Source organism: Virgibacillus halodenitrificans (assembly GCF_001878675.1).
Classification (GTDB): domain Bacteria; phylum Bacillota; class Bacilli; order Bacillales; family Amphibacillaceae; genus Virgibacillus_Q; species Virgibacillus_Q halodenitrificans.
Genome location: NZ_CP017962.1, coordinates 456,871 through 476,304 on the forward strand (window position 1 = coordinate 456,871; position 19,434 = coordinate 476,304).

The 19,434-nt window shown below is 42.0% G+C and carries 15 protein-coding genes, 9 tRNA genes and 3 rRNA genes; 23 read left to right on the forward strand and 4 right to left on the reverse strand.

What is annotated here, in order from left to right:
• Positions 1 to 13 precede the first annotated feature (13 nt).
• From BME96_RS02455 to BME96_RS02540, 18 genes are all read left to right on the forward strand, one after another.
• Positions 14 to 89, forward strand: a tRNA-Lys gene (locus BME96_RS02455).
• A 17-nt stretch (positions 90 to 106) separates the two neighbouring features.
• Positions 107 to 188 (forward strand) — tRNA-Leu (locus tag BME96_RS02460).
• Between the two features lie 34 nt (positions 189 to 222).
• Positions 223 to 305 (forward strand) — tRNA-Leu (locus BME96_RS02465).
• 58 nt (positions 306 to 363) lie between these two features.
• Positions 364 to 440, forward strand: a tRNA-Arg gene (locus BME96_RS02470).
• A gap of 5 nt (positions 441 to 445) precedes the next feature.
• Positions 446 to 522 (forward strand) — tRNA-Pro (locus BME96_RS02475).
• 32 nt (positions 523 to 554) lie between these two features.
• Positions 555 to 628, forward strand: a tRNA-Gly gene (locus BME96_RS02480).
• A gap of 5 nt (positions 629 to 633) precedes the next feature.
• Positions 634 to 707, forward strand: a tRNA-Ile gene (locus BME96_RS02485).
• Between the two features lie 224 nt (positions 708 to 931).
• Positions 932 to 2,497: ribosomal RNA gene (locus tag BME96_RS02490) — 16S ribosomal RNA — on the forward strand.
• Positions 2,498 to 2,687: 190 nt separating this feature from the next.
• Positions 2,688 to 5,603: ribosomal RNA gene (locus BME96_RS02495) — 23S ribosomal RNA — on the forward strand.
• 122 nt (positions 5,604 to 5,725) lie between these two features.
• Positions 5,726 to 5,841 (forward strand): 5S ribosomal RNA (gene rrf / locus BME96_RS02500).
• Together the 16S, 23S and 5S rRNA genes with 9 tRNA genes alongside form the textbook arrangement of a ribosomal RNA operon.
• 30 nt (positions 5,842 to 5,871) lie before the next feature.
• Positions 5,872 to 5,948, forward strand: a tRNA-Met gene (locus BME96_RS02505).
• 59 nt (positions 5,949 to 6,007) lie between these two features.
• A tRNA-Asp gene (locus tag BME96_RS02510) sits at positions 6,008 to 6,084 on the forward strand.
• A gap of 218 nt (positions 6,085 to 6,302) precedes the next feature.
• Positions 6,303 to 7,268: a thiamine-phosphate kinase gene (thiL, locus tag BME96_RS02515; RefSeq protein WP_019375560.1), complete on the forward strand. Its 966-nt coding sequence runs from the start codon at positions 6,303 to 6,305 to the stop codon at positions 7,266 to 7,268.
• 9 nt (positions 7,269 to 7,277) lie between these two features.
• Positions 7,278 to 7,733, forward strand: coding sequence for a tRNA (adenosine(37)-N6)-threonylcarbamoyltransferase complex ATPase subunit type 1 TsaE (gene tsaE, locus BME96_RS02520; RefSeq protein ID WP_019375561.1), 456 nt, complete (start codon positions 7,278 to 7,280; stop codon positions 7,731 to 7,733).
• Positions 7,734 to 7,788: 55 nt separating this feature from the next.
• Positions 7,789 to 8,496 (forward strand): tRNA (adenosine(37)-N6)-threonylcarbamoyltransferase complex dimerization subunit type 1 TsaB, encoded by a 708-nt coding sequence (tsaB, locus tag BME96_RS02525; protein ID WP_019375562.1) that lies wholly within the window; start codon positions 7,789 to 7,791, stop codon positions 8,494 to 8,496.
• Positions 8,489 to 8,938 carry a ribosomal protein S18-alanine N-acetyltransferase gene (rimI, locus tag BME96_RS02530; protein WP_019375563.1) on the forward strand — a complete coding sequence of 150 codons (450 nt, stop codon included), beginning with the start codon at positions 8,489 to 8,491 and terminating at the stop codon, positions 8,936 to 8,938. The genes tsaB and rimI overlap by 8 nt, the downstream gene beginning before the upstream one ends.
• A complete protein-coding gene (gene tsaD / locus BME96_RS02535) occupies positions 8,935 to 9,945 on the forward strand; it encodes a tRNA (adenosine(37)-N6)-threonylcarbamoyltransferase complex transferase subunit TsaD (protein ID WP_071648189.1) in 1,011 nt (336 codons plus the stop codon). The genes rimI and tsaD overlap by 4 nt, the downstream gene beginning before the upstream one ends.
• Before the next feature lie 217 nt (positions 9,946 to 10,162).
• Complete coding sequence (locus BME96_RS02540) at positions 10,163 to 11,332, forward strand: FtsW/RodA/SpoVE family cell cycle protein (protein WP_019375565.1); 1,170 nt, start codon at positions 10,163 to 10,165, stop codon at positions 11,330 to 11,332.
• A 593-nt stretch (positions 11,333 to 11,925) separates the two neighbouring features.
• Here the strand turns inward: BME96_RS02540 and BME96_RS02545 are convergent.
• The gene (locus BME96_RS02545; RefSeq protein ID WP_071648190.1) at positions 11,926 to 13,851 is read right to left on the reverse strand and encodes an ABC transporter ATP-binding protein; all 1,926 of its coding nucleotides are present in this window, start codon (positions 13,849 to 13,851) and stop codon (positions 11,926 to 11,928) included.
• Positions 13,852 to 13,983: 132 nt separating this feature from the next.
• Here BME96_RS02545 and moaC point away from each other — a divergent pair, with 132 nt between their 5' ends.
• Both moaC and BME96_RS02555 read left to right on the forward strand, forming a co-directional pair.
• Complete coding sequence (moaC, locus tag BME96_RS02550; RefSeq protein ID WP_019375568.1) at positions 13,984 to 14,493, forward strand: cyclic pyranopterin monophosphate synthase MoaC; 510 nt, start codon at positions 13,984 to 13,986, stop codon at positions 14,491 to 14,493.
• Positions 14,480 to 15,127: a redox-sensing transcriptional repressor Rex gene (locus tag BME96_RS02555; protein WP_019375569.1), complete on the forward strand. Its 648-nt coding sequence runs from the start codon at positions 14,480 to 14,482 to the stop codon at positions 15,125 to 15,127. The genes moaC and BME96_RS02555 overlap by 14 nt, the downstream gene beginning before the upstream one ends.
• Positions 15,128 to 15,170: 43 nt before the next feature.
• Here BME96_RS02555 and BME96_RS02560 read toward each other — a convergent pair whose 3' ends face one another.
• Together BME96_RS02560 and BME96_RS02565 are read right to left on the reverse strand one after the other, a co-directional pair.
• Positions 15,171 to 15,371, reverse strand: a complete 201-nt coding sequence (locus BME96_RS02560) for a YdiK family protein (RefSeq protein ID WP_071648191.1) — start codon at positions 15,369 to 15,371, stop codon at positions 15,171 to 15,173.
• A gap of 4 nt (positions 15,372 to 15,375) precedes the next feature.
• Positions 15,376 to 16,080, reverse strand: a complete 705-nt coding sequence (locus tag BME96_RS02565) for a CPBP family intramembrane glutamic endopeptidase (RefSeq protein WP_060679589.1) — start codon at positions 16,078 to 16,080, stop codon at positions 15,376 to 15,378.
• Between the two features lie 301 nt (positions 16,081 to 16,381).
• Between BME96_RS02565 and groES the strand changes: the two genes are divergently transcribed.
• The 3 genes from groES (at position 16,382) to BME96_RS02580 (ending at position 18,741) form a co-directional block, all read left to right on the forward strand.
• Positions 16,382 to 16,666 (forward strand): co-chaperone GroES, encoded by a 285-nt coding sequence (groES, locus tag BME96_RS02570; RefSeq protein WP_019375572.1) that lies wholly within the window; start codon positions 16,382 to 16,384, stop codon positions 16,664 to 16,666.
• 56 nt (positions 16,667 to 16,722) lie between these two features.
• Positions 16,723 to 18,360, forward strand: coding sequence for a chaperonin GroEL (groL, locus tag BME96_RS02575; protein WP_019375573.1), 1,638 nt, complete (start codon positions 16,723 to 16,725; stop codon positions 18,358 to 18,360).
• Positions 18,361 to 18,561: 201 nt separating this feature from the next.
• Positions 18,562 to 18,741 (forward strand): DUF2187 family protein, encoded by a 180-nt coding sequence (locus tag BME96_RS02580; protein WP_071648192.1) that lies wholly within the window; start codon positions 18,562 to 18,564, stop codon positions 18,739 to 18,741.
• A gap of 52 nt (positions 18,742 to 18,793) precedes the next feature.
• Here the strand turns inward: BME96_RS02580 and BME96_RS02585 are convergent, their stop codons facing one another.
• A complete protein-coding gene (locus tag BME96_RS02585) occupies positions 18,794 to 19,345 on the reverse strand; it encodes an NADPH-dependent FMN reductase (RefSeq protein WP_019375576.1) in 552 nt (183 codons plus the stop codon).
• Positions 19,346 to 19,434 lie beyond the last annotated feature (89 nt).

Sequence of the window (19,434 nt, forward strand, 5' to 3'; positions counted from 1 at the left end):
ATTTGATAAGCAAGAGCCATTAGCTCAGTTGGTAGAGCATCTGACTTTTAATCAGAGGGTCGAAGGTTCGAATCCTTCATGGCTCACCATTTTATTTTTAAAGTATGCGGGTGTGGCGGAATTGGCAGACGCGCTAGACTTAGGATCTAGTGTCTTCGGACGTGGGGGTTCAACTCCCTCCACCCGCATCTACAATCAACCTTAATTGTCTATTAAATCTATGCGGTCGTGGCGGAATGGCAGACGCGCTAGGTTGAGGGCCTAGTGGGGGCGACCCCGTGGAGGTTCAAGTCCTCTCGGCCGCACTTGATGATAATGTTGATTGCAGAAAAAGTAATATATTATAGTAACTGTTGTTATTTTGCGCCCGTAGCTCAATTGGATAGAGCGTTTGACTACGGATCAAGAGGTTAGGGGTTCGACTCCTCTCGGGCGCGCCATTATACGGGAAGTAGCTCAGCTTGGTAGAGCACATGGTTTGGGACCATGGGGTCGCAGGTTCAAATCCTGTCTTCCCGACCATCGAGATTTATTAAAGTTCTTCTTATTAGTATGCGGGTGTAGTTTAGTGGTAAAACCTCAGCCTTCCAAGCTGATGATGAGGGTTCGATTCCCTTCACCCGCTCCAAGCATGGGCCTGTAGCTCAGCTGGTTAGAGCGCACGCCTGATAAGCGTGAGGTCGGTGGTTCGAGTCCACTCAGGCCCATCACACTTTTAAAAAAGTGTTGACATCCCATTTAGGGTATGATATGATTTAAAAGTTGCTTCGGAAAGAAGTTAACAAAACATTCGTTCTTTGAAAACTGAACAAAACAACCAGTATGTCAAGAAAAACATGACGTTTTTCGTTAATTTTTAAAAAGCCAGAAGTTATTGCTTCTGCAGCTAAGACATGAGATAAGATTGATTGGTGTCGATCTTATTCAAACTTTTATGGAGAGTTTGATCTTGGCTCAGGACGAACGCTGGCGGCGTGCCTAATACATGCAAGTCGAGCGCGGGAAGCAAGCTGATCCTCTTCGGAGGTGACGCTTGTGGAACGAGCGGCGGACGGGTGAGTAACACGTGGGCAACCTGCCTGTAAGACTGGGATAACCCCGGGAAACCGGGGCTAATACCGGATAATACTTTTCATCACCTGATGAGAAGTTGAAAGGTGGCTTTTAGCTACCACTTACAGATGGGCCCGCGGCGCATTAGCTAGTTGGTGAGGTAACGGCTCACCAAGGCAACGATGCGTAGCCGACCTGAGAGGGTGATCGGCCACACTGGGACTGAGACACGGCCCAGACTCCTACGGGAGGCAGCAGTAGGGAATCTTCCGCAATGGACGAAAGTCTGACGGAGCAACGCCGCGTGAGTGATGAAGGTTTTCGGATCGTAAAGCTCTGTTGTTAGGGAAGAACAAGTGCCGTTCGAATAGGGCGGCACCTTGACGGTACCTAACCAGAAAGCCCCGGCTAACTACGTGCCAGCAGCCGCGGTAATACGTAGGGGGCAAGCGTTGTCCGGAATTATTGGGCGTAAAGCGCGCGCAGGCGGTCCTTTAAGTCTGATGTGAAAGCCCACGGCTCAACCGTGGAGGGTCATTGGAAACTGGAGGACTTGAGTACAGAAGAGGAGAGTGGAATTCCACGTGTAGCGGTGAAATGCGTAGAGATGTGGAGGAACACCAGTGGCGAAGGCGACTCTCTGGTCTGTAACTGACGCTGAGGCGCGAAAGCGTGGGGAGCGAACAGGATTAGATACCCTGGTAGTCCACGCCGTAAACGATGAGTGCTAGGTGTTAGGGGGTTTCCGCCCCTTAGTGCTGAAGTTAACGCATTAAGCACTCCGCCTGGGGAGTACGGCCGCAAGGCTGAAACTCAAAAGAATTGACGGGGGCCCGCACAAGCGGTGGAGCATGTGGTTTAATTCGACGCAACGCGAAGAACCTTACCAGGTCTTGACATCCTCTGCAATCGGTAGAGATACCGAGTTCCCTTCGGGGACAGAGTGACAGGTGGTGCATGGTTGTCGTCAGCTCGTGTCGTGAGATGTTGGGTTAAGTCCCGCAACGAGCGCAACCCTTGATCTTAGTTGCCAGCATTTAGTTGGGCACTCTAAGGTGACTGCCGGTGACAAACCGGAGGAAGGTGGGGATGACGTCAAATCATCATGCCCCTTATGACCTGGGCTACACACGTGCTACAATGGATGGAACAAAGGGAAGCAAAACCGCGAGGTCAAGCAAATCCCATAAAACCATTCTCAGTTCGGATTGCAGGCTGCAACTCGCCTGCATGAAGCCGGAATCGCTAGTAATCGCGGATCAGCATGCCGCGGTGAATACGTTCCCGGGCCTTGTACACACCGCCCGTCACACCACGAGAGTTGGTAACACCCGAAGTCGGTGAGGTAACCTTTTGGAGCCAGCCGCCGAAGGTGGGACCAATGATTGGGGTGAAGTCGTAACAAGGTAGCCGTATCGGAAGGTGCGGCTGGATCACCTCCTTTCTAAGGATTTAGAACGGAACGCCGAGGACCTTCGGGTCTTCCGGTAAGGACATACATGGTTGTTTGGTTCAGTTTTGAGAGAGCGAATCTCTCTTTTTGTACCTTGAAAACTAAATAAGAGTAACAACGACATCAATTTTAGATATAAAAGCAAGGCTAAGAAATTAGCACGCTTATTCATTGTAAAAATAGTTAAGTGAATAAGGGCGCACGGTGGATGCCTTGGTACTAGGAGCCGAAGAAGGACGGGACTAACACCGATATGTCTCGGGGAGTCGTAAGTAGACATCGATCCGAGAATTTCCGAATGGGGGAACCCACTGTTCGTAATGGAACAGTACGCATAGCTGAATACATAGGCTATGTGAGGCAGACCCGGGGAACTGAAACATCTCAGTACCCGGAGGAAGAGAAAGCAAATGCGATTTCCCAAGTAGCGGCGAGCGAAACGGAATTAGCCCAAACCAGAAAGCTTGCTTTCTGGGGTTGTAGGACACTCCTTTGGAGTTACAAAGGAATTCTTTAGATGAATCGATCTGGAACGATCAGCCACAGCAGGTAAGAGCCCTGTAATCGAAAAGGAATTCTCTCCGGAGTGTATCCTGAGTACGGCGGAACACGAGAAATTCCGTCGGAATCCGGGAGGACCATCTCCCAAGGCTAAATACTCCCTAGTGACCGATAGTGAACCAGTACCGTGAGGGAAAGGTGAAAAGCACCCCGGGAGGGGAGTGAAAGAGAACCTGAAACCGTGTGCCTACAAGTAGTCGAAGCCCGTTAATGGGTGACGGCGTACCTTTTGTAGAATGGACCGGCGAGTTACGATCCCATGCAAGGTTAAGTGGAAGACACGGAGCCGCAGCGAAAGCGAGTCTGAATAGGGCGATTTGAGTATGTGGTCGTAGACCCGAAACCGTGTGATCTACCCATGTCCAGGGTGAAGGTCAGGTAACACTGACTGGAGGCCCGAACCCACGTATGTTGAAAAATGCGGGGATGAGGTGTGGGTAGGGGTGAAATGCCAATCGAACACGGAGATAGCTGGTTCTCTCCGAAATAGCTTTAGGGCTAGCCTCAAGGAATGAGTACTGGAGGTAGAGCACTGATTGGACTAGGGGCCCTCATCGGGTTACCGAATTCAGTCAAACTCCGAATGCCAGCTACTTAGACTTGGGAGTCAGACTATGGGTGATAAGGTTCATAGTCGAAAGGGAAACAGCCCAGACCGCCAGCTAAGGTCCCAAAGTATACGTTAAGTGGAAAAGGATGTGGAGTTGCCCAGACAACCAGGATGTTGGCTTAGAAGCAGCCACCATTTAAAGAGTGCGTAATAGCTCACTGGTCGAGTGACTCTGCGCCGAAAATGTACCGGGGCTAAACGTATCACCGAAGCTGCGGATTGTTCTTACGAACAATGGTAGGAGAGCGTTCCAAGTGCTGTGAAGTCAGACCGTGAGGACTGGTGGAGCGCTTGGAAGTGAGAATGCCGGTATGAGTAGCGAAAAAAGAGTGAGAATCTCTTTCACCGAAAGCCTAAGGTTTCCTGAGGAAGGCTCGTCCTCTCAGGGTTAGTCGGGACCTAAGCCGAGGCCGAAAGGCGTAGGCGATGGACAACAGGTAGATATTCCTGTACCACCTCATGAGCGTTTGAACGATGGGGGGACGCAGTAGGATAAGGAATGCGCACCGATGGATGTGTGCGCCCAAGCAGTGAGAAAGTTGGATAGGCAAATCCGTCCAACAATTTCAAGCTGTGACGGGGAGGGAAATAGAGTACCGAAGTTCCTGATTTCACACTGCCAAGAAAATCCTCTAGTGAGTTCATAGGTGCCCGTACCGCAAACCGACACAGGTAGGCGAGGAGAGAATCCTAAGGTGAGCGGGAGAACTCTCGTTAAGGAACTCGGCAAAATGACCCCGTAACTTCGGGAGAAGGGGTGCTCCTTTAAGGAGGAGCCGCAGTGAATAGGCCCAAGCGACTGTTTAGCAAAAACACAGGTCTCTGCGAAGCCGAAAGGCGAAGTATAGGGGCTGACACCTGCCCGGTGCTGGAAGGTTAAGGGGAAGCGTTAGCTTACGCGAAGCGCAGAACCGAAGCCCCAGTAAACGGCGGCCGTAACTATAACGGTCCTAAGGTAGCGAAATTCCTTGTCGGGTAAGTTCCGACCCGCACGAAAGGTGCAACGACTTGGGCACTGTCTCAACGAGAGACCCGGTGAAATTATACTATGCGTGAAGATGCGCATTACCCGCGACAGGACGGAAAGACCCCGTGGAGCTTTACTGTAGCCTGATATTGAATGTTTGTACAGCTTGTACAGGATAGGTGGGAGCCTTGGAAACCGGAGCGCCAGCTTCGGTGGAGGCATCCGTGGGATACCACCCTGGCTGTACGACCATTCTAACCCAGGGCCGTGATCCGGTCCGGAGACAGTGTCAGGCGGGCAGTTTGACTGGGGCGGTCGCCTCCCAAAAGGTAACGGAGGCGCCCAAAGGTTCCCTCAGAATGGTTGGAAATCATTCGTAGAGTGTAAAGGCAGAAGGGAGCTTGACTGCGAGACCTACAAGTCGAGCAGGGACGAAAGTCGGGCTTAGTGATCCGGTGGTTCCGCATGGAAGGGCCATCGCTCAACGGATAAAAGCTACCCCGGGGATAACAGGCTTATCTCCCCCAAGAGTTCACATCGACGGGGAGGTTTGGCACCTCGATGTCGGCTCATCGCATCCTGGGGCTGTAGTCGGTCCCAAGGGTTGGGCTGTTCGCCCATTAAAGCGGTACGCGAGCTGGGTTCAGAACGTCGTGAGACAGTTCGGTCCCTATCCGTCGTGGGCGTTGGAAGTTTGAGAGGAGCTGTCCTTAGTACGAGAGGACCGGGATGGACACACCGCTGGTGTACCAGTTGTTCCGCCAGGAGCATAGCTGGGTAGCTACGTGTGGCAAGGATAAGTGCTGAAAGCATCTAAGCATGAAGCCCCCCTCAAGATGAGACTTCCCATCACTTCGAGTGAGTAAGATCCCTCAGAGACGATGAGGTTGATAGGTCCGAGGTGGAAGCGTGGTGACACGTGGAGCTGACGGATACTAATAGATCGAGGACTTAACTAATTTTCTTCTTTGATCGTCGTTGTTTTTCTCTTATTTAGTTTTTAGGGTATAAATTTAAAAAAACCCTTGCATTTTTTCACGAAAATGCATATAATATGTCTTGTCCTTGTTTTTAAGGATGGTCTGGTAGCAATAGCGGAGAGGTCACACCTGTTCTCATGCCGAACACAGAAGTTAAGCTCTCCAGCGCCGATGGTAGTTGGGACTTTGTCCCTGCAAGAGTAGGACGCCGCCAGGCCGTAAGACAAATTTATTATATCCCTTACATCGCGGGGTGGAGCAGTTCGGTAGCTCGTTGGGCTCATAACCCAAAGGTCGCAGGTTCAAATCCTGCCCCCGCAACCAAATTATTTCAACTAACTACGTTAACTGATTACTAGGCTAGTTGGTAAATTATTAATAATGGTCCGGTAGTTCAGTTGGTTAGAATGCCTGCCTGTCACGCAGGAGGTCGCGGGTTCGAGTCCCGTCCGGACCGCCACTTTTTAAAAAAATACATAGAATATAACTAACCACACATGAATTCTTTTAAAGAATATCATGTGTTTTTTAATGTATAGGAATCCCTATCAAGTTACATCTTGTACATTTTAGGGGGTAAACTATCTACTTAGTTATAAAGAAATAATGATACCTTTTTCATTTTAGTGTTTTTTTTGCTATCATAAGTATAGTTACTGAGAAAATGGTGATAGTTATATGGATGAATTTGCGTTTATCGATTCAATTAAACAACGCTCTTATAAACAATCCTCTCTTTTGAAGGGGATTGGGGATGATGCTGCAGTGTTTCGTCAAACTTCTGAAGATATTGTCACTGCAGTGGATACATTTGTAGAAGGAGTCCACTTTTCCAGAGATACAATGCAACCATTTCACATTGGATATCGTGCGCTTGCTGCCAATATTAGTGATTTAGCAGCAATGGGTGCTACTCCAGCTTTCTTTTTAACATCTATCGTTAAACCGGAGAGTTGGCATGTACAAGAAGTGGAAGAGGTATTTATTGGTATGAAGGAGCTAGCGAATTCATACGGAATGGATTTAATAGGTGGTGACACCGTATCAGGTAAAGAATTGACTATATCTATTACTGTAATAGGATATGTACCAGGTGGAAGGGCTCGTTATCGTAGTGTTGCTCAAAAAGATGATATTGTTTTTGTAACTGGTACATTAGGCGATTCGCGTGCTGGTCTTCATCTGTTAACAGAAAATGATTTATATGAACATACTGAGTTTTTTATTCAGCGCCATCGCACTCCTACTCCAAGAGTAGAATTTGCTAAAAGCTTAATCAATATATCTCGCATCGCATTAAATGATATCAGCGACGGAATTGCTAATGAAGCAGCGGAAATTGCAGAAGCCTCTAATGTTGGAATGCTGCTGTATGATGAAAGTATTCCAACAAGCTCATTTTTCACCCAATTTTCTATGAAGCAACAACATGAGTGGAAGTACTTCGGTGGAGAAGATTTTGAATTAATGGGTACTGTATCGAGACAGGATTGGCCTTCTGTTAAGCTGGCTGCAGAAAAGACAAATACAAATTTATCTGAAATAGGAATTGTTACTGAAAAGAATAAAAATAGTAACGTCTTTATAATGAAAGATAATATAAAGCAGGGTTTAAATAAATGTGGATACACCCACTTTAGGTAGGTGAAGCTATTGAGTACACATATCATTAAGGCAAGTACAGAGGAAGAAACAAAGCATCTTGCTGAAAAGTTGGCAGTTTTACTTAAGCCAGGAGACGTTATTACTTTGGAAGGTGATCTTGGTGCAGGGAAAACAACCTTTACGAAAGGGCTGGCTGAAGGTCTTGGAGTAAAAAGAAGTGTCAGCAGTCCTACTTTTACTATAATTAAAGAATATGAAGGAGAGCTTCCACTTTATCACATGGATGTCTACCGATTGGAGTATTCTGATGAAGATATAGGGTTTGATGAGTATTTTAATGGTAATGGTATTTCCGTTGTTGAATGGGCGACTTTTATTGAGGACTATCTTCCTGATGAACGTTTGAATATTAATATTTCTTATATTGACGAGCAAAGTAGAGAATTAAAATTCCAAGCAGTCGGTACGCATTTTGAATGGGTGTTGAATGAGTTAAAAAGGTAAAAAGAAATTGTTTGAAGTTAGAGGATGAACTGAACTTCAATGAGGAGTTACATGTATGAGTATATTGGCTATAGATACATCCAATCAAGCATTGGGTGTTGCTATTTTAAATGAAGAAAAAATTATAGGTGAGTTTACTACAAATATTGCTAAAAACCATTCATTAAGATTAATGCCAGCAATTGAACAGTTGATGAAAGAGGTTAATGTGGAGCCTCAGTCGTTGGAAAAGATAATTGTGGCTAAAGGGCCGGGTTCTTATACAGGTGTACGGATAGGTTTAGCTACAGCAAAAACAATGGCTTGGGCATTGGATATACCAGTTGTAGGGGTATCAAGTCTTAAAGTACTAGCCCATCAAGGACGCTTTTTTCAAGGGTATATTTGTCCTTTTTTCGATGCTCGACGTGGATTGGTCTATGCAGGATTATATCAATGGAAAAATGGCGAGATCCAACAAGTGTGGGATGAAGTAAATATACCTATAACTGATTTGTTATCTAAGCTTGCTGATGAGAATAAAGAAATTCTGTTTTTAAGTCCAGATATCGAAATCCATCGGGAAAATATTATTTCTTTAGTAGGAGGTCGTGCAGTTATCCCAGAGATGGCTTATCATATTTCACGTGCCTCCCACATAGCACTTGCAGGGTTAAATGAAACCCCGCAGTCTACACATGCTTTGACTCCAAATTATCTGCGTTTGGCAGAAGCGGAGGCAAAATGGTTAAATCAGCAGAAGGAAAAAGAAGAAAATGGCTGAAATCGTTATTCGTAAGATGCATATTATTGATGTAGATGCTGTTATGGAAGTAGAGAACGCCACCTTTTCCACTCCCTGGACCACAGACATATTTTATCAGGAGCTCGTCGATAATGATTATGCTCATTATTTTGTGATGGAAGCAGATAAGAAAATTATTGGTTATGTTGGTCTGTGGCTTGTGATAGATGATGCGCAAATTACAAATATCGCCATTATGCCAGGTTATCGTGGTAATAAACTTGGAGAGAAACTATTTGGGTTTACTATTCAACAGATACTCTTGCTCGGTGGGACACGTCTCTCCCTGGAAGTACGAAAATCAAATACAATAGCACAAAGGATGTATCGTAAATTTGGTCTTGTTCCTGGAGGCATTCGAAAAAATTATTATACAGATAACCAAGAAGATGCTATTGTCATGTGGGTGAATTTATTATGAAAAAAGACACGTTTATATTAGGTATTGAAACAAGCTGTGATGAAACTGCTGTAGCTATCGTCAAGAATGGAAAAGAGATTATTTCTAACGTAGTTGCTTCACAGATAGAGAGTCATAAGCGATTTGGGGGAGTTGTGCCTGAGATTGCTTCCCGGCATCATGTGGAGCAAATTACTGTCGTTCTGGAAGAAGCATTTACAGATGCTGAGCTAACTTGGGATTCCATTGACGCCATAGCGGTTACAGAAGGACCAGGACTTGTCGGAGCATTATTAGTTGGTGTTAATGCTGCAAAAGCCTTAGCCTTTGCAAAACAAAAACCACTTATTGGTGTCCATCATATTGCAGGACATATATACGCCAATCGACTTCAGAATGAATTTGAATTTCCTTTACTGGCTTTAATTGTTTCCGGTGGTCATACAGAACTTGTACTCATGAATGAACATGGGAAGTATGAGTTGTTAGGTGAGACAAGAGATGATGCTGCGGGAGAAGCGTATGATAAGGTTGCACGTATGTTAGAACTACCATATCCTGGTGGTCCGCAAATTGATCGTTTAGCCAAATCAGGCGAGGTGACTATTGACTTTCCACGAGCTTGGCTGGAGCAGGGAAGTTATGATTTCAGCTTCAGTGGTCTGAAATCATCTGTAATTAATACCATTCATAATGCCAAGCAACGAGGTGAGCTGCTCAGCAACGAGGATATTGCTGCAAGCTTTCAGGAGAGCGTTATTGATGTTTTAACAACGAAAACAGTAAATGCAGCCAAAGAATTTCAAGTAAAGCAGGTAATTGTAGCCGGAGGCGTTGCTGCAAATCAGGGTCTGCGCTCAGCTTTAGAAGAACAATTTAATCAGTTGAATATACCATTATTAATCCCTCCTCTCCACCTATGCACAGATAATGCTGCTATGATTGCCGCAGCAGGAACGATTGCTTATGAACAGGGTAGACGGTCAGGAATGGATCTGAACGCAAATGCATCCCTGTTAATGAAATAAGAAAAGTTATGCACAGGTATGGGGATAATATTACTTATTAGTTATTAAATTAGGAAAAGAGTTGTGGACAATAAAAGTGGATAAGTATACAATTATCTGTGGATAGTGTGTATAACTTTGTTAACAACCTATCTTTGTTTATTTTGTAGCTCCTTTTATCTGTGGATAACTTGTATTAAACAATCGTTTGATTAAGCAAAAGAAATTTGGTGATTTGGTGTCAAAAAAACAATCTTATTATATACAGAACGACTTAATCTTTATCTTTTTCCTGTTTGTGTGCGTGAGCTTATTATCTATCTATAACGCGCAACAACTTGAACAATATGGTGGAGAGAACTTTGTATTAAAGCAAATTATCTGGTTTACAATCGGAGTATGCATCGTTGCTGCAATTCAATTTCTTGATTTAGATCAATTATACAAAGCTAGTATTTATATTTATGGGTTCGGTCTATTAATACTAGCTATTTTACTCGTAAGTCCGGAGAGTATTGCACGAGAAATAAATGGAGCTAAAAGCTGGTTTACATTTCCTGGCTTGTCACTACAGCCAGCTGAGTTTACAAAAATGGCTACTATTTTATTTCTAGCTGCTACGATTGATAAACATAAAACGAAGTATGGAATGCAATCTTTAAAAACTGACACGCTCCTATTGGTTAAACTTTTGATCATCATTGCCTTACCAGTACTGTTGATCATGGGGCAACCTGACTTTGGTACCGCAATGGTTTATCTATTTATTGCAGGGATGATTATTATTCTGTCAGGGATTGATTGGAAAATTATTATGACCTTGATTTTAGCAGGTGCTCTATTTGTTACCGCTGCTCTTGGATTTATAATTAAATTTCCGGATCTGGCCCAACAAATGGGTGTAGAAGCATACCAAATTGATCGAATTATGACATGGTTTGATCCATCTCAGCAATCCAGTGATGCGACTTTCCACTTCGATAGAGCGTATATGGCTTTAGGTTCCGGTCAGTTATTTGGGAAGGGAATGGATAACCTGCAGGTGTCTTTTCCTGAAGCACACACTGATTTCATTTTTGCGGTTGTCGGAGAAAGCTTTGGTTTTATTGGCAGTGCACTGGTCATCTTTTTGTATTTTCTACTATTATACAAGCTGGTGACATTGGGATTAAGTGTTTATAAGCATAGCCCATTCGGTTCCTATTTATGTTTTGGATTTTTAAGCATTCTACTTATCCACATTTTTCAGAATATCGGTATGTCTTTGGGTATTATGCCGATTACAGGAATACCGCTCTTGTTGATAAGTTATGGAGGTAGTTCTGTGTTATCCACAATGATCGGTTTTGGGATTATATACAGGGTAGCAGTAGAGCACACCATTCATAATGATTATTTATTTAAATAAAAATGGCCCCGCCTTCTATAAAGGCAGGGGCCATTTTCTATTGACTTTAATAGGGATTATCCAAATGATTCACAAAATAGATATATTGCGAAGTAACTTGGTAGGGCTACAAACTCCCGTTTTAAAAAAATCCAATATAGCTAATTCTAAATATTTAAGGCAAACTTCTTTGCTCTCCAGCCAATAATTCATTCTCCGGCTGATAGTTTTGCTCTGCAGCTGATTAATTCATTCTGCGGCAGATTATCTTGCTCTGCAGCTGATTAATTCATTCTGCGGCGGATAATCTTGCTCTGCTGCTGATTAATTCATTCTCCGGCCGATTATTTCGCTCTGCTGCCGATTAAATTGTTCTTCGGCTGATAGTTTAGCTCTGCTGCCGATTAGTTTGCTCTCCGGCTGATAGTTTAGCTCTGCTGCCGATTAATTTGTTCTCCGGCCGATAGTTTAGCTCTGCTGCCGATTAAATTGCTTTCCGGCGGATACTCTCCGCTCTGCTGCTGATTATTCCCACTCTACTTCGGAGTTTCCTCCTACTATGAATATACGAGTTAACGTTTGCACCCCAACATTTGCAATAGAACCTTTGTTAATTAAATTTCCTCTTGTAATGCTGTCCATTCTTCCATCCAATTGTCTACTTGTTGTTTTAGTTCACTCGTTTGCTGTGTTAATTCAAGTGCTTTTTCGTGATCTTGATATACTTCCGGTTGTGTCATTTTTTCTTCTAATTTCTCAATCTCAAGCTCCTGGTTTTCAATTAACTCTTCCAGTTCATTAATTCGCCGCTGCATCTTTCTTCTTTCGCTTTGCAGCTGCTTATCTTCTTTAAACGTTCTTTTTCTTTGATCGGTTGTGTTCACCGTTTCCTCTGTTTGCTGAAGTCTTTCCAATTCTGCTTGTTCTTCTTTTTTCTCAATATAATAGTCATAGTCGCCAAGATAAGTAGTAATTCCATCACGATGCATTTCCGCAACTTGATCTGTAATCTTGTTTATAAAGTATCTATCATGGGATACAAAAATAATCGTACCAGGGAAGTCGTTTAACGCTGCTTCCAGTACCTCTTTACTATCAATGTCCAAATGGTTGGTAGGCTCATCAAAAATAAGAAGGTTTGCCTTTTGCATCATTAATTTTGCTAGAGCAAGTCTTGCTTTCTCACCACCACTTAATGAAGAGACCAGCTTTAATACATCATCACCTGAGAAGAGGAAGTTACCAAGAACGGTACGAATGTCTTTCTCGTTTACAGTCGGATAGTCGTCCCATAGTTCCATGAGTACGGTTTTGGAAGAGGATAAGTTCGCTTGTTCCTGATCATAATAGCCAATCTGAACATTCGTCCCAAGCTGGATCGTGCCATTCTCTTGTTTATATTTTCCTAAAATAATTTTTAATAAAGTAGTCTTTCCTATACCATTAGGACCCACCAATGCTACGCGTTCCCCACGGTTAACGTGGAGCTTTACATTGGTAAATAAATACTTTTCTTCTTCCGGATAACGAAAAGATAACCCATCTGCTTTTAACACATCATTCCCACTTCTTGTCGTAACCTGAAATGAAAAAGAAGCGGAAGCCTCATCACCAAGTGGTCTATCCATTTTTTCCATTTTCTCCAATTGTTTTCTTCTACTTTGTGCTCGTTTGGTTGTAGAAGCACGTACAATGTTGCGTTGGATAAAATCTTCCATCTTTTTAATTTCTGTTTGTTGCTTTTCAAACTCTTTAAGTTCCTTATCGTAATCGATTGCTTTTTGTTCGAGAAACTTGCTATATGAACCATGATATTTCTTAGTTTTATGGCGAGATATTTCATAAACAATCGATACAGTCTTATCTAAAAAGTACCTGTCATGGGAAACAATAACAATGGCTCCCGGATAACTAACGAGATAGCCTTCCAGCCAGCTGAGTGTATCAATATCCAAATGGTTTGTCGGTTCATCCAGAATTAGCAACTGTGGTTTTTTTAATAATAATTTACCTAATGCCAATCTTGTTTTCTGACCACCACTTAAGTCACTTATGGGTGTTTCATAATCTTTATCGTGAAAATGCAAGCCATTTAGAACAGCTTTAATGTCTGCTTCATATGTATAGCCGCCATCACGCTGAAATGCTTGCTGTAGCTCATCATACTGCTGTAGTACTCTTTCATATTCTCCATGGCTTAACTTCGCAGCCTGTTCCATCTGCTGTTCCACCGAACGAATCTGCTTCTCAAGGCTGAGAAGGTGTTCAAATACATCTAACATTTCAGCCCATATCGTTTTGCCAGATTCAAGTGTCATATGTTGAGATAGATATCCCATCGTTAGATCCTTTGGTTTTAAAAGCTCCCCACCATCATGAGAGAACTCTCCTGCCATAATTTTTAACAGGGTAGATTTGCCAGCCCCGTTTCTTCCAACAATAGCTATTCTATCATTATCTTTTACTTCCATTTTTATATTCGACAAAATCTCTTCTGCGCCAAATGACTTAGAGATCCCATTTAACTGCATTAATATCATTATTTTCACCTCATCCCTTTTAGTGTATCTCAAAATGAATTGGCGAGGCAATATTATTGTGAATTTAGTCACGACTTCCAGCCTTATTTCTGCTAGAATAGAGAAGAAGTTCAATGTATTGGAGATGAGCTTATGTCTGAATTCACGCATTTTAATGAACAAGGCAGAGCAAGAATGGTGGACATTAGTGAAAAGAAAGAGACAGAACGCACAGCTGTCGCAAGATCAAGTGTGCAAATGTCCGAAGAAGTTTATAAAAAAATCACTCAGAACGAGATAAAAAAAGGTGATGTACTAGCTGTGGCCCAGGTTGCCGGGATTATGGCAGCTAAGAAAACCTCGGATTGGATTCCAATGTGTCATCCATTACAGCTTAAAGGAGTGGATATTTCCTTTAATTGGCAGGTTGGAGAAAATTACTATGAGTTGCAGATTGAAGTGTTTGTTAAAACAAAAGGCAGCACTGGAGTAGAGATGGAGGCACTAACTGCAGCATCTGCCAGTGCACTTACCATATATGATATGTGTAAAGCCGTGGATAAAGGAATGATTATTGGCCAAACATATTTACTGGAGAAAAAGGGCGGTAAATCTGGTGATTATCGTTTGGATGAAAGAAGGAATAACAATGGATCAAAATAAAATACCTCAGGCAACAGCAAAGCGTTTACCATTATATTATCGTTTTTTGAATAATCTTAATCAACAAGGGAAGAAAAGAGTATCTTCCAAGGAATTAAGTGAAGCAGTAAAGGTGGACTCTGCGACGATCAGAAGGGATTTCTCTTATTTCGGAGCTCTAGGAAAAAAAGGATATGGGTACAATGTGGAATATTTACTTGGTTTTTTCCGGAAAACACTTGATCAGGATGAGACGACAGAAGTTGCATTGATTGGTGTAGGGAATTTGGGTACAGCATTTTTGCATTATAATTTTATGAAGAATAATAACATCCAAATTCAAATGGCCTTTGATGCAGACCCGGAAAAAGTAGGTACAGATATAGGTGATGTACCTATTTACCATATTGATGAGTTAGAGGAGAAGTTAAACGGAATCAAAGTGGCGATCTTGACCATACCAGCACATGAAACGGATCGGGTTACCGACAGACTGGTGGAGCAAGGTATTGATGGAATACTTAACTTCACACCTGCACGTATTACCGTACCTAATCATATTCGGGTCCATCATATTGACCTGGCCGTGGAGCTACAGGCACTTGTTTACTTCTTAAAGCATTATCCATTACAAGTCGACCAGGCGGATAAGTAGGTCTTCAGAAATAAAATAAAAAGAAGAAGTAGCGTGTGAGAAGCTACTTCTTCTTTTTATTTTTCATTCGATAATGCAATCTGATTAGTCGAATACCTACCCCAATTTCTAATGTCGCAAATAGAGCAAGCACCATTGTTGTAACATTCCATATCGTATCTCCCGCGCTGATAATGGCAATATAGGTGAAAAATATTCCCATAGCGAAGTAGATAACTGCCATTGTCCTTGGTGAAATTTTCATGAATTTAGCCTCCAAAAATAATTGCTTGCAATTGCTCCAATTGCTGCTCCAGTTCTTTTGGATCTATATTAAACTGGGCAAGCACTACTGTTGTATTCATCGCCATGTGAACAATAATCGGAACAATGATCCGCTTTGTTTTTACATATAGGAAAGCAAATACAAATCCCATGGAAGCATACACAAGAAGATGTTGTGGCTCTCCATGAATGATCCCGAATATAAGGGCTGAAAGTAATGCAGCAATAATAAAATTTGTCCTTAGATACAGCTGACCAAAAATGATCTTTCGGAAAATAATCTCTTCCAATATTGGTGCAATAAGTGCAGGGATGACCATAAATAAGGGAGTTGCCCTTGTTACATCCATGATTAACTTAGTGTTTTCAGAACTCTGCGTAATACCGAATACTTTCATTTCGATTGTTGCTGAAATACCCTGAGCCAAAAAGGCCATGATGAGACCGATAATGGACCATGCAACTATTTCTCCCCCAGTAGAAGCATCTCGCTGACTTCCTTTTTTCATTTCAGGCTTCATTAAAAATAAAACAACAACCAAGCCGAGGATAAAGCTTATGATCGACCAGTAAACAACAGCTTGATGTTCTGTTAGTGGTAATAAAATGTAAAGCAGTGGGGCAAATAAGAGCCCTGAAAACTGCATGATTATATAAGAAATAATTACCCACCAATATCTTTTCGTCAAATCGCAACGATCCCTTCATGTGTTGGAATGCCTTTTGTTGGTAAAAAAGGTTTTGTTTAGTGTATGTTAGAAAACAAGTTGTAGAAATAAACAACCTGTATCTAAATATTTTAGCATAAAATAGATTTTGCTTATAATAGAATGGTTTCGGAGGAGAAAAGAGTAAAAAAACTAAAAAATTAATATATCTCCTACTTGCATTTTGTTATGGAATTATTTATCATAATAATTGGGATTAGCACTCGGCATATTAGAGTGCTAACAAATCAAAAATGAGAATAGAATTAAGGAGGCTTTCCACATGATTAAACCACTAGGAGATCGTGTAGTAATTGAGCTTGTTGAGCAAGAAGAAAAAACTGCAAGCGGAATTGTACTTCCAGACTCTGCAAAGGAAAAACCACAAGAAGGTAAAGTAATTGCAGTAGGTTCAGGACGTGTTACTGAAAATGGTGAGAAAATTGCACTTGAAGTTTCAGAAGGTGACCGCATCATTTTCTCTAAATTTGCTGGCACAGAAGTTAAATACGAAGGCACTGAATACTTAATTCTTCGTGAAAATGATATCTTAGCAGTAGTTAGCTAAAAATCAATGAATAAAGAATAAATATACTTATCAAAGATTTCAAGGAGGGCATTTACATGGCTAAAGAAATTAAATTCAGTGAAGACGCTCGTCGCGCGATGCTACGTGGTGTAGATACATTAGCAAATGCAGTTAAAGTAACTTTAGGGCCAAAAGGTCGTAACGTTGTTTTAGATAAAAAATTTGGTTCCCCACTCATTACAAATGATGGTGTTACCATTGCAAAAGAAATTGAACTTGAAGATCATTTCGAGAACATGGGTGCACAGCTTGTATCTGAAGTTGCTTCCAAAACAAATGATGTAGCTGGTGACGGTACAACAACTGCAACTGTACTTGCACAAGCAATGATCCGTGAAGGTCTTAAAAACGTAGCATCAGGTGCAAACCCTGTTGGCGTACGTCGTGGAATTGAAAAAGCAGTTGAAGTAGCTGTTAACGAACTAAAATCAATTACAAACCCAATTGAAAGTAAAGAATCTATTGCACAGGTTGCAGCAATCTCTTCTGGTGATGAAGAAGTAGGTAACCTGATTGCTGAAGCTATGGAGCGCGTTGGTAATGACGGTGTTATTACAATTGAAGAATCTAAAGGCTTCAATACAGAGCTTGAAGTAGTTGAAGGTATGCAATTCGATCGTGGATATGCTTCTCCATACATGGTTACTGACCAGGATAAAATGGAAGCAGTTCTTGAAGATCCGTATATCCTAATCACAGATAAGAAAATTGGTAACATCCAAGAAGTATTACCAGTACTTGAGCAAGTTGTTCAACAAGGTAAACCACTTCTATTAATTGCAGAAGATGTAGAAGGTGAAGCACTAGCAACACTTGTTGTTAACAAGCTTCGCGGAACATTCAATGCTGTAGCTGTAAAAGCTCCAGGATTTGGTGACCGTCGTAAAGCAATGCTTGAAGATATCGCTACATTAACTGGTGCAGAAGTAATTACTGAAGATCTTGGTTTAGATCTGAAGAGCGCTACAATTGACCAATTAGGTCGCGCTTCTAAAGTAGTTGTTACAAAAGAAAACACAACAGTAGTAGAAGGTTCAGGTAACCCTGAAGCAATCTCTGCACGTGTAGCACAAATCCGCGCACAAGCAGAAGAAACTACTTCTGATTTTGATAAAGAAAAATTACAAGAGCGTCTTGCTAAATTAGCTGGCGGTGTAGCAGTAATTAAAGTTGGTGCTGCAACTGAAACAGAACTTAAAGAACGTAAACTACGTATTGAGGATGCATTGAACTCAACTCGTGCAGCAGTAGAAGAAGGTATTGTTGCTGGTGGTGGTACTGCATTTGTTAATATCTACAATAAAGTAAGCGAGCTAAACCTTGAAGGTGACGAAGGAACTGGAGCAAGTATTGTACGTCGTGCAATGGAAGAACCAGTTCGTCAAATCGCTCACAATGCTGGTCAAGAAGGATCTATCATTGTTGAACGTCTAAAAGGTGAAAAAGTAGGCGTTGGTTACAATGCAGCTACTGGCGAATGGGTAAACATGATTGAAGCAGGTATTGTTGACCCAACGAAAGTAACTCGTTCTGCATTACAAAACGCAGCATCTGTAGCAGCTATGTTCCTAACTACCGAAGCAGTAGTCGCTGACCTTCCAGAAGAAGATGGCGCAGCTGGCGGCGGAATGCCTGACATGGGCGGCATGGGTGGAATGGGCGGCATGATGTAAGCCCCCTTTTTAACCCATTGATATAACGAGGTCTACCTAAGGGTAGGTCTCGTTTTTTATGTGGAGACAACAAAACACCCTCACTGTAATATTCTGTAATAAAAATTTCACAAAATAACCATTTTAATTTTACTGTTAAACGGGTATTACATATAATAGAAAGAAATAATAGTTAACAATAAACGATGGGGTGGAGAATATATGAGTTCAAATAAGAATGTAGAAGTAGGCGACAAAATATCCTTTATGTCTGGTATACAAGGAATTGTTGAGAAAATTAACGATAATTCTGTAATAGTGCAAGTTACCAAAAATAATACAGAACATGTTTTTGAAGGAAATAAAACGGTTGTGGCTCATAAAAATTATGAAATTATTTAAAGTTGTAATAAAAAAATCACCTGCGTTCGTTTGTGAACGCAGGTGATTCATTCTATTGCTTTACACTCATTTTTTCTATCCAGTGAACAAAGTTATCCATCACAGAATCAATAAACTGTGCTGTTTGCTCATCGGTTAGATTGCCGTTTTCATCTATTTTCTCATGGACGGCACCTACATAAACTTCATTTCCGGGTAGTGTAATAGTTCCAACGCCAGGTGCATTTAAAATTTGGCGAAGATGCATTTGCGCTTTTACTGTTCCTAAGCGTCCCATTGATGCGCCAACGATCATTGCGGGTTTGTTTACCATTACTTTATCTACACGAGAAAACCAGTCAATAGCATTTTTTAATACACCTGAGATGGACGCATTATATTCAGGTGTCGCAAATAGGATGCCATCACTGTTTCTGATTTTTTCTCTAATATCCTCTACGATATCAGATGGATCTAGTTCATCATCCTGGTTATAAAATGGAAGCTGCCCAATTGGTAAGATCTCAATGTCCAGCTTATCCTTATATCTTTCCTGCATAAAAGATGTGAGTTTCATGTTATATGAATCTTTACGGTTACTTCCTACCATTGCAACTATTTTCACGTTGATTCCTCCGATTTTGTTCTGGTTGATTGTTGAGTGATCAGTATATTTTTATCAAATCTACGTTGGCAGTGCAAGTAATCTGTTTG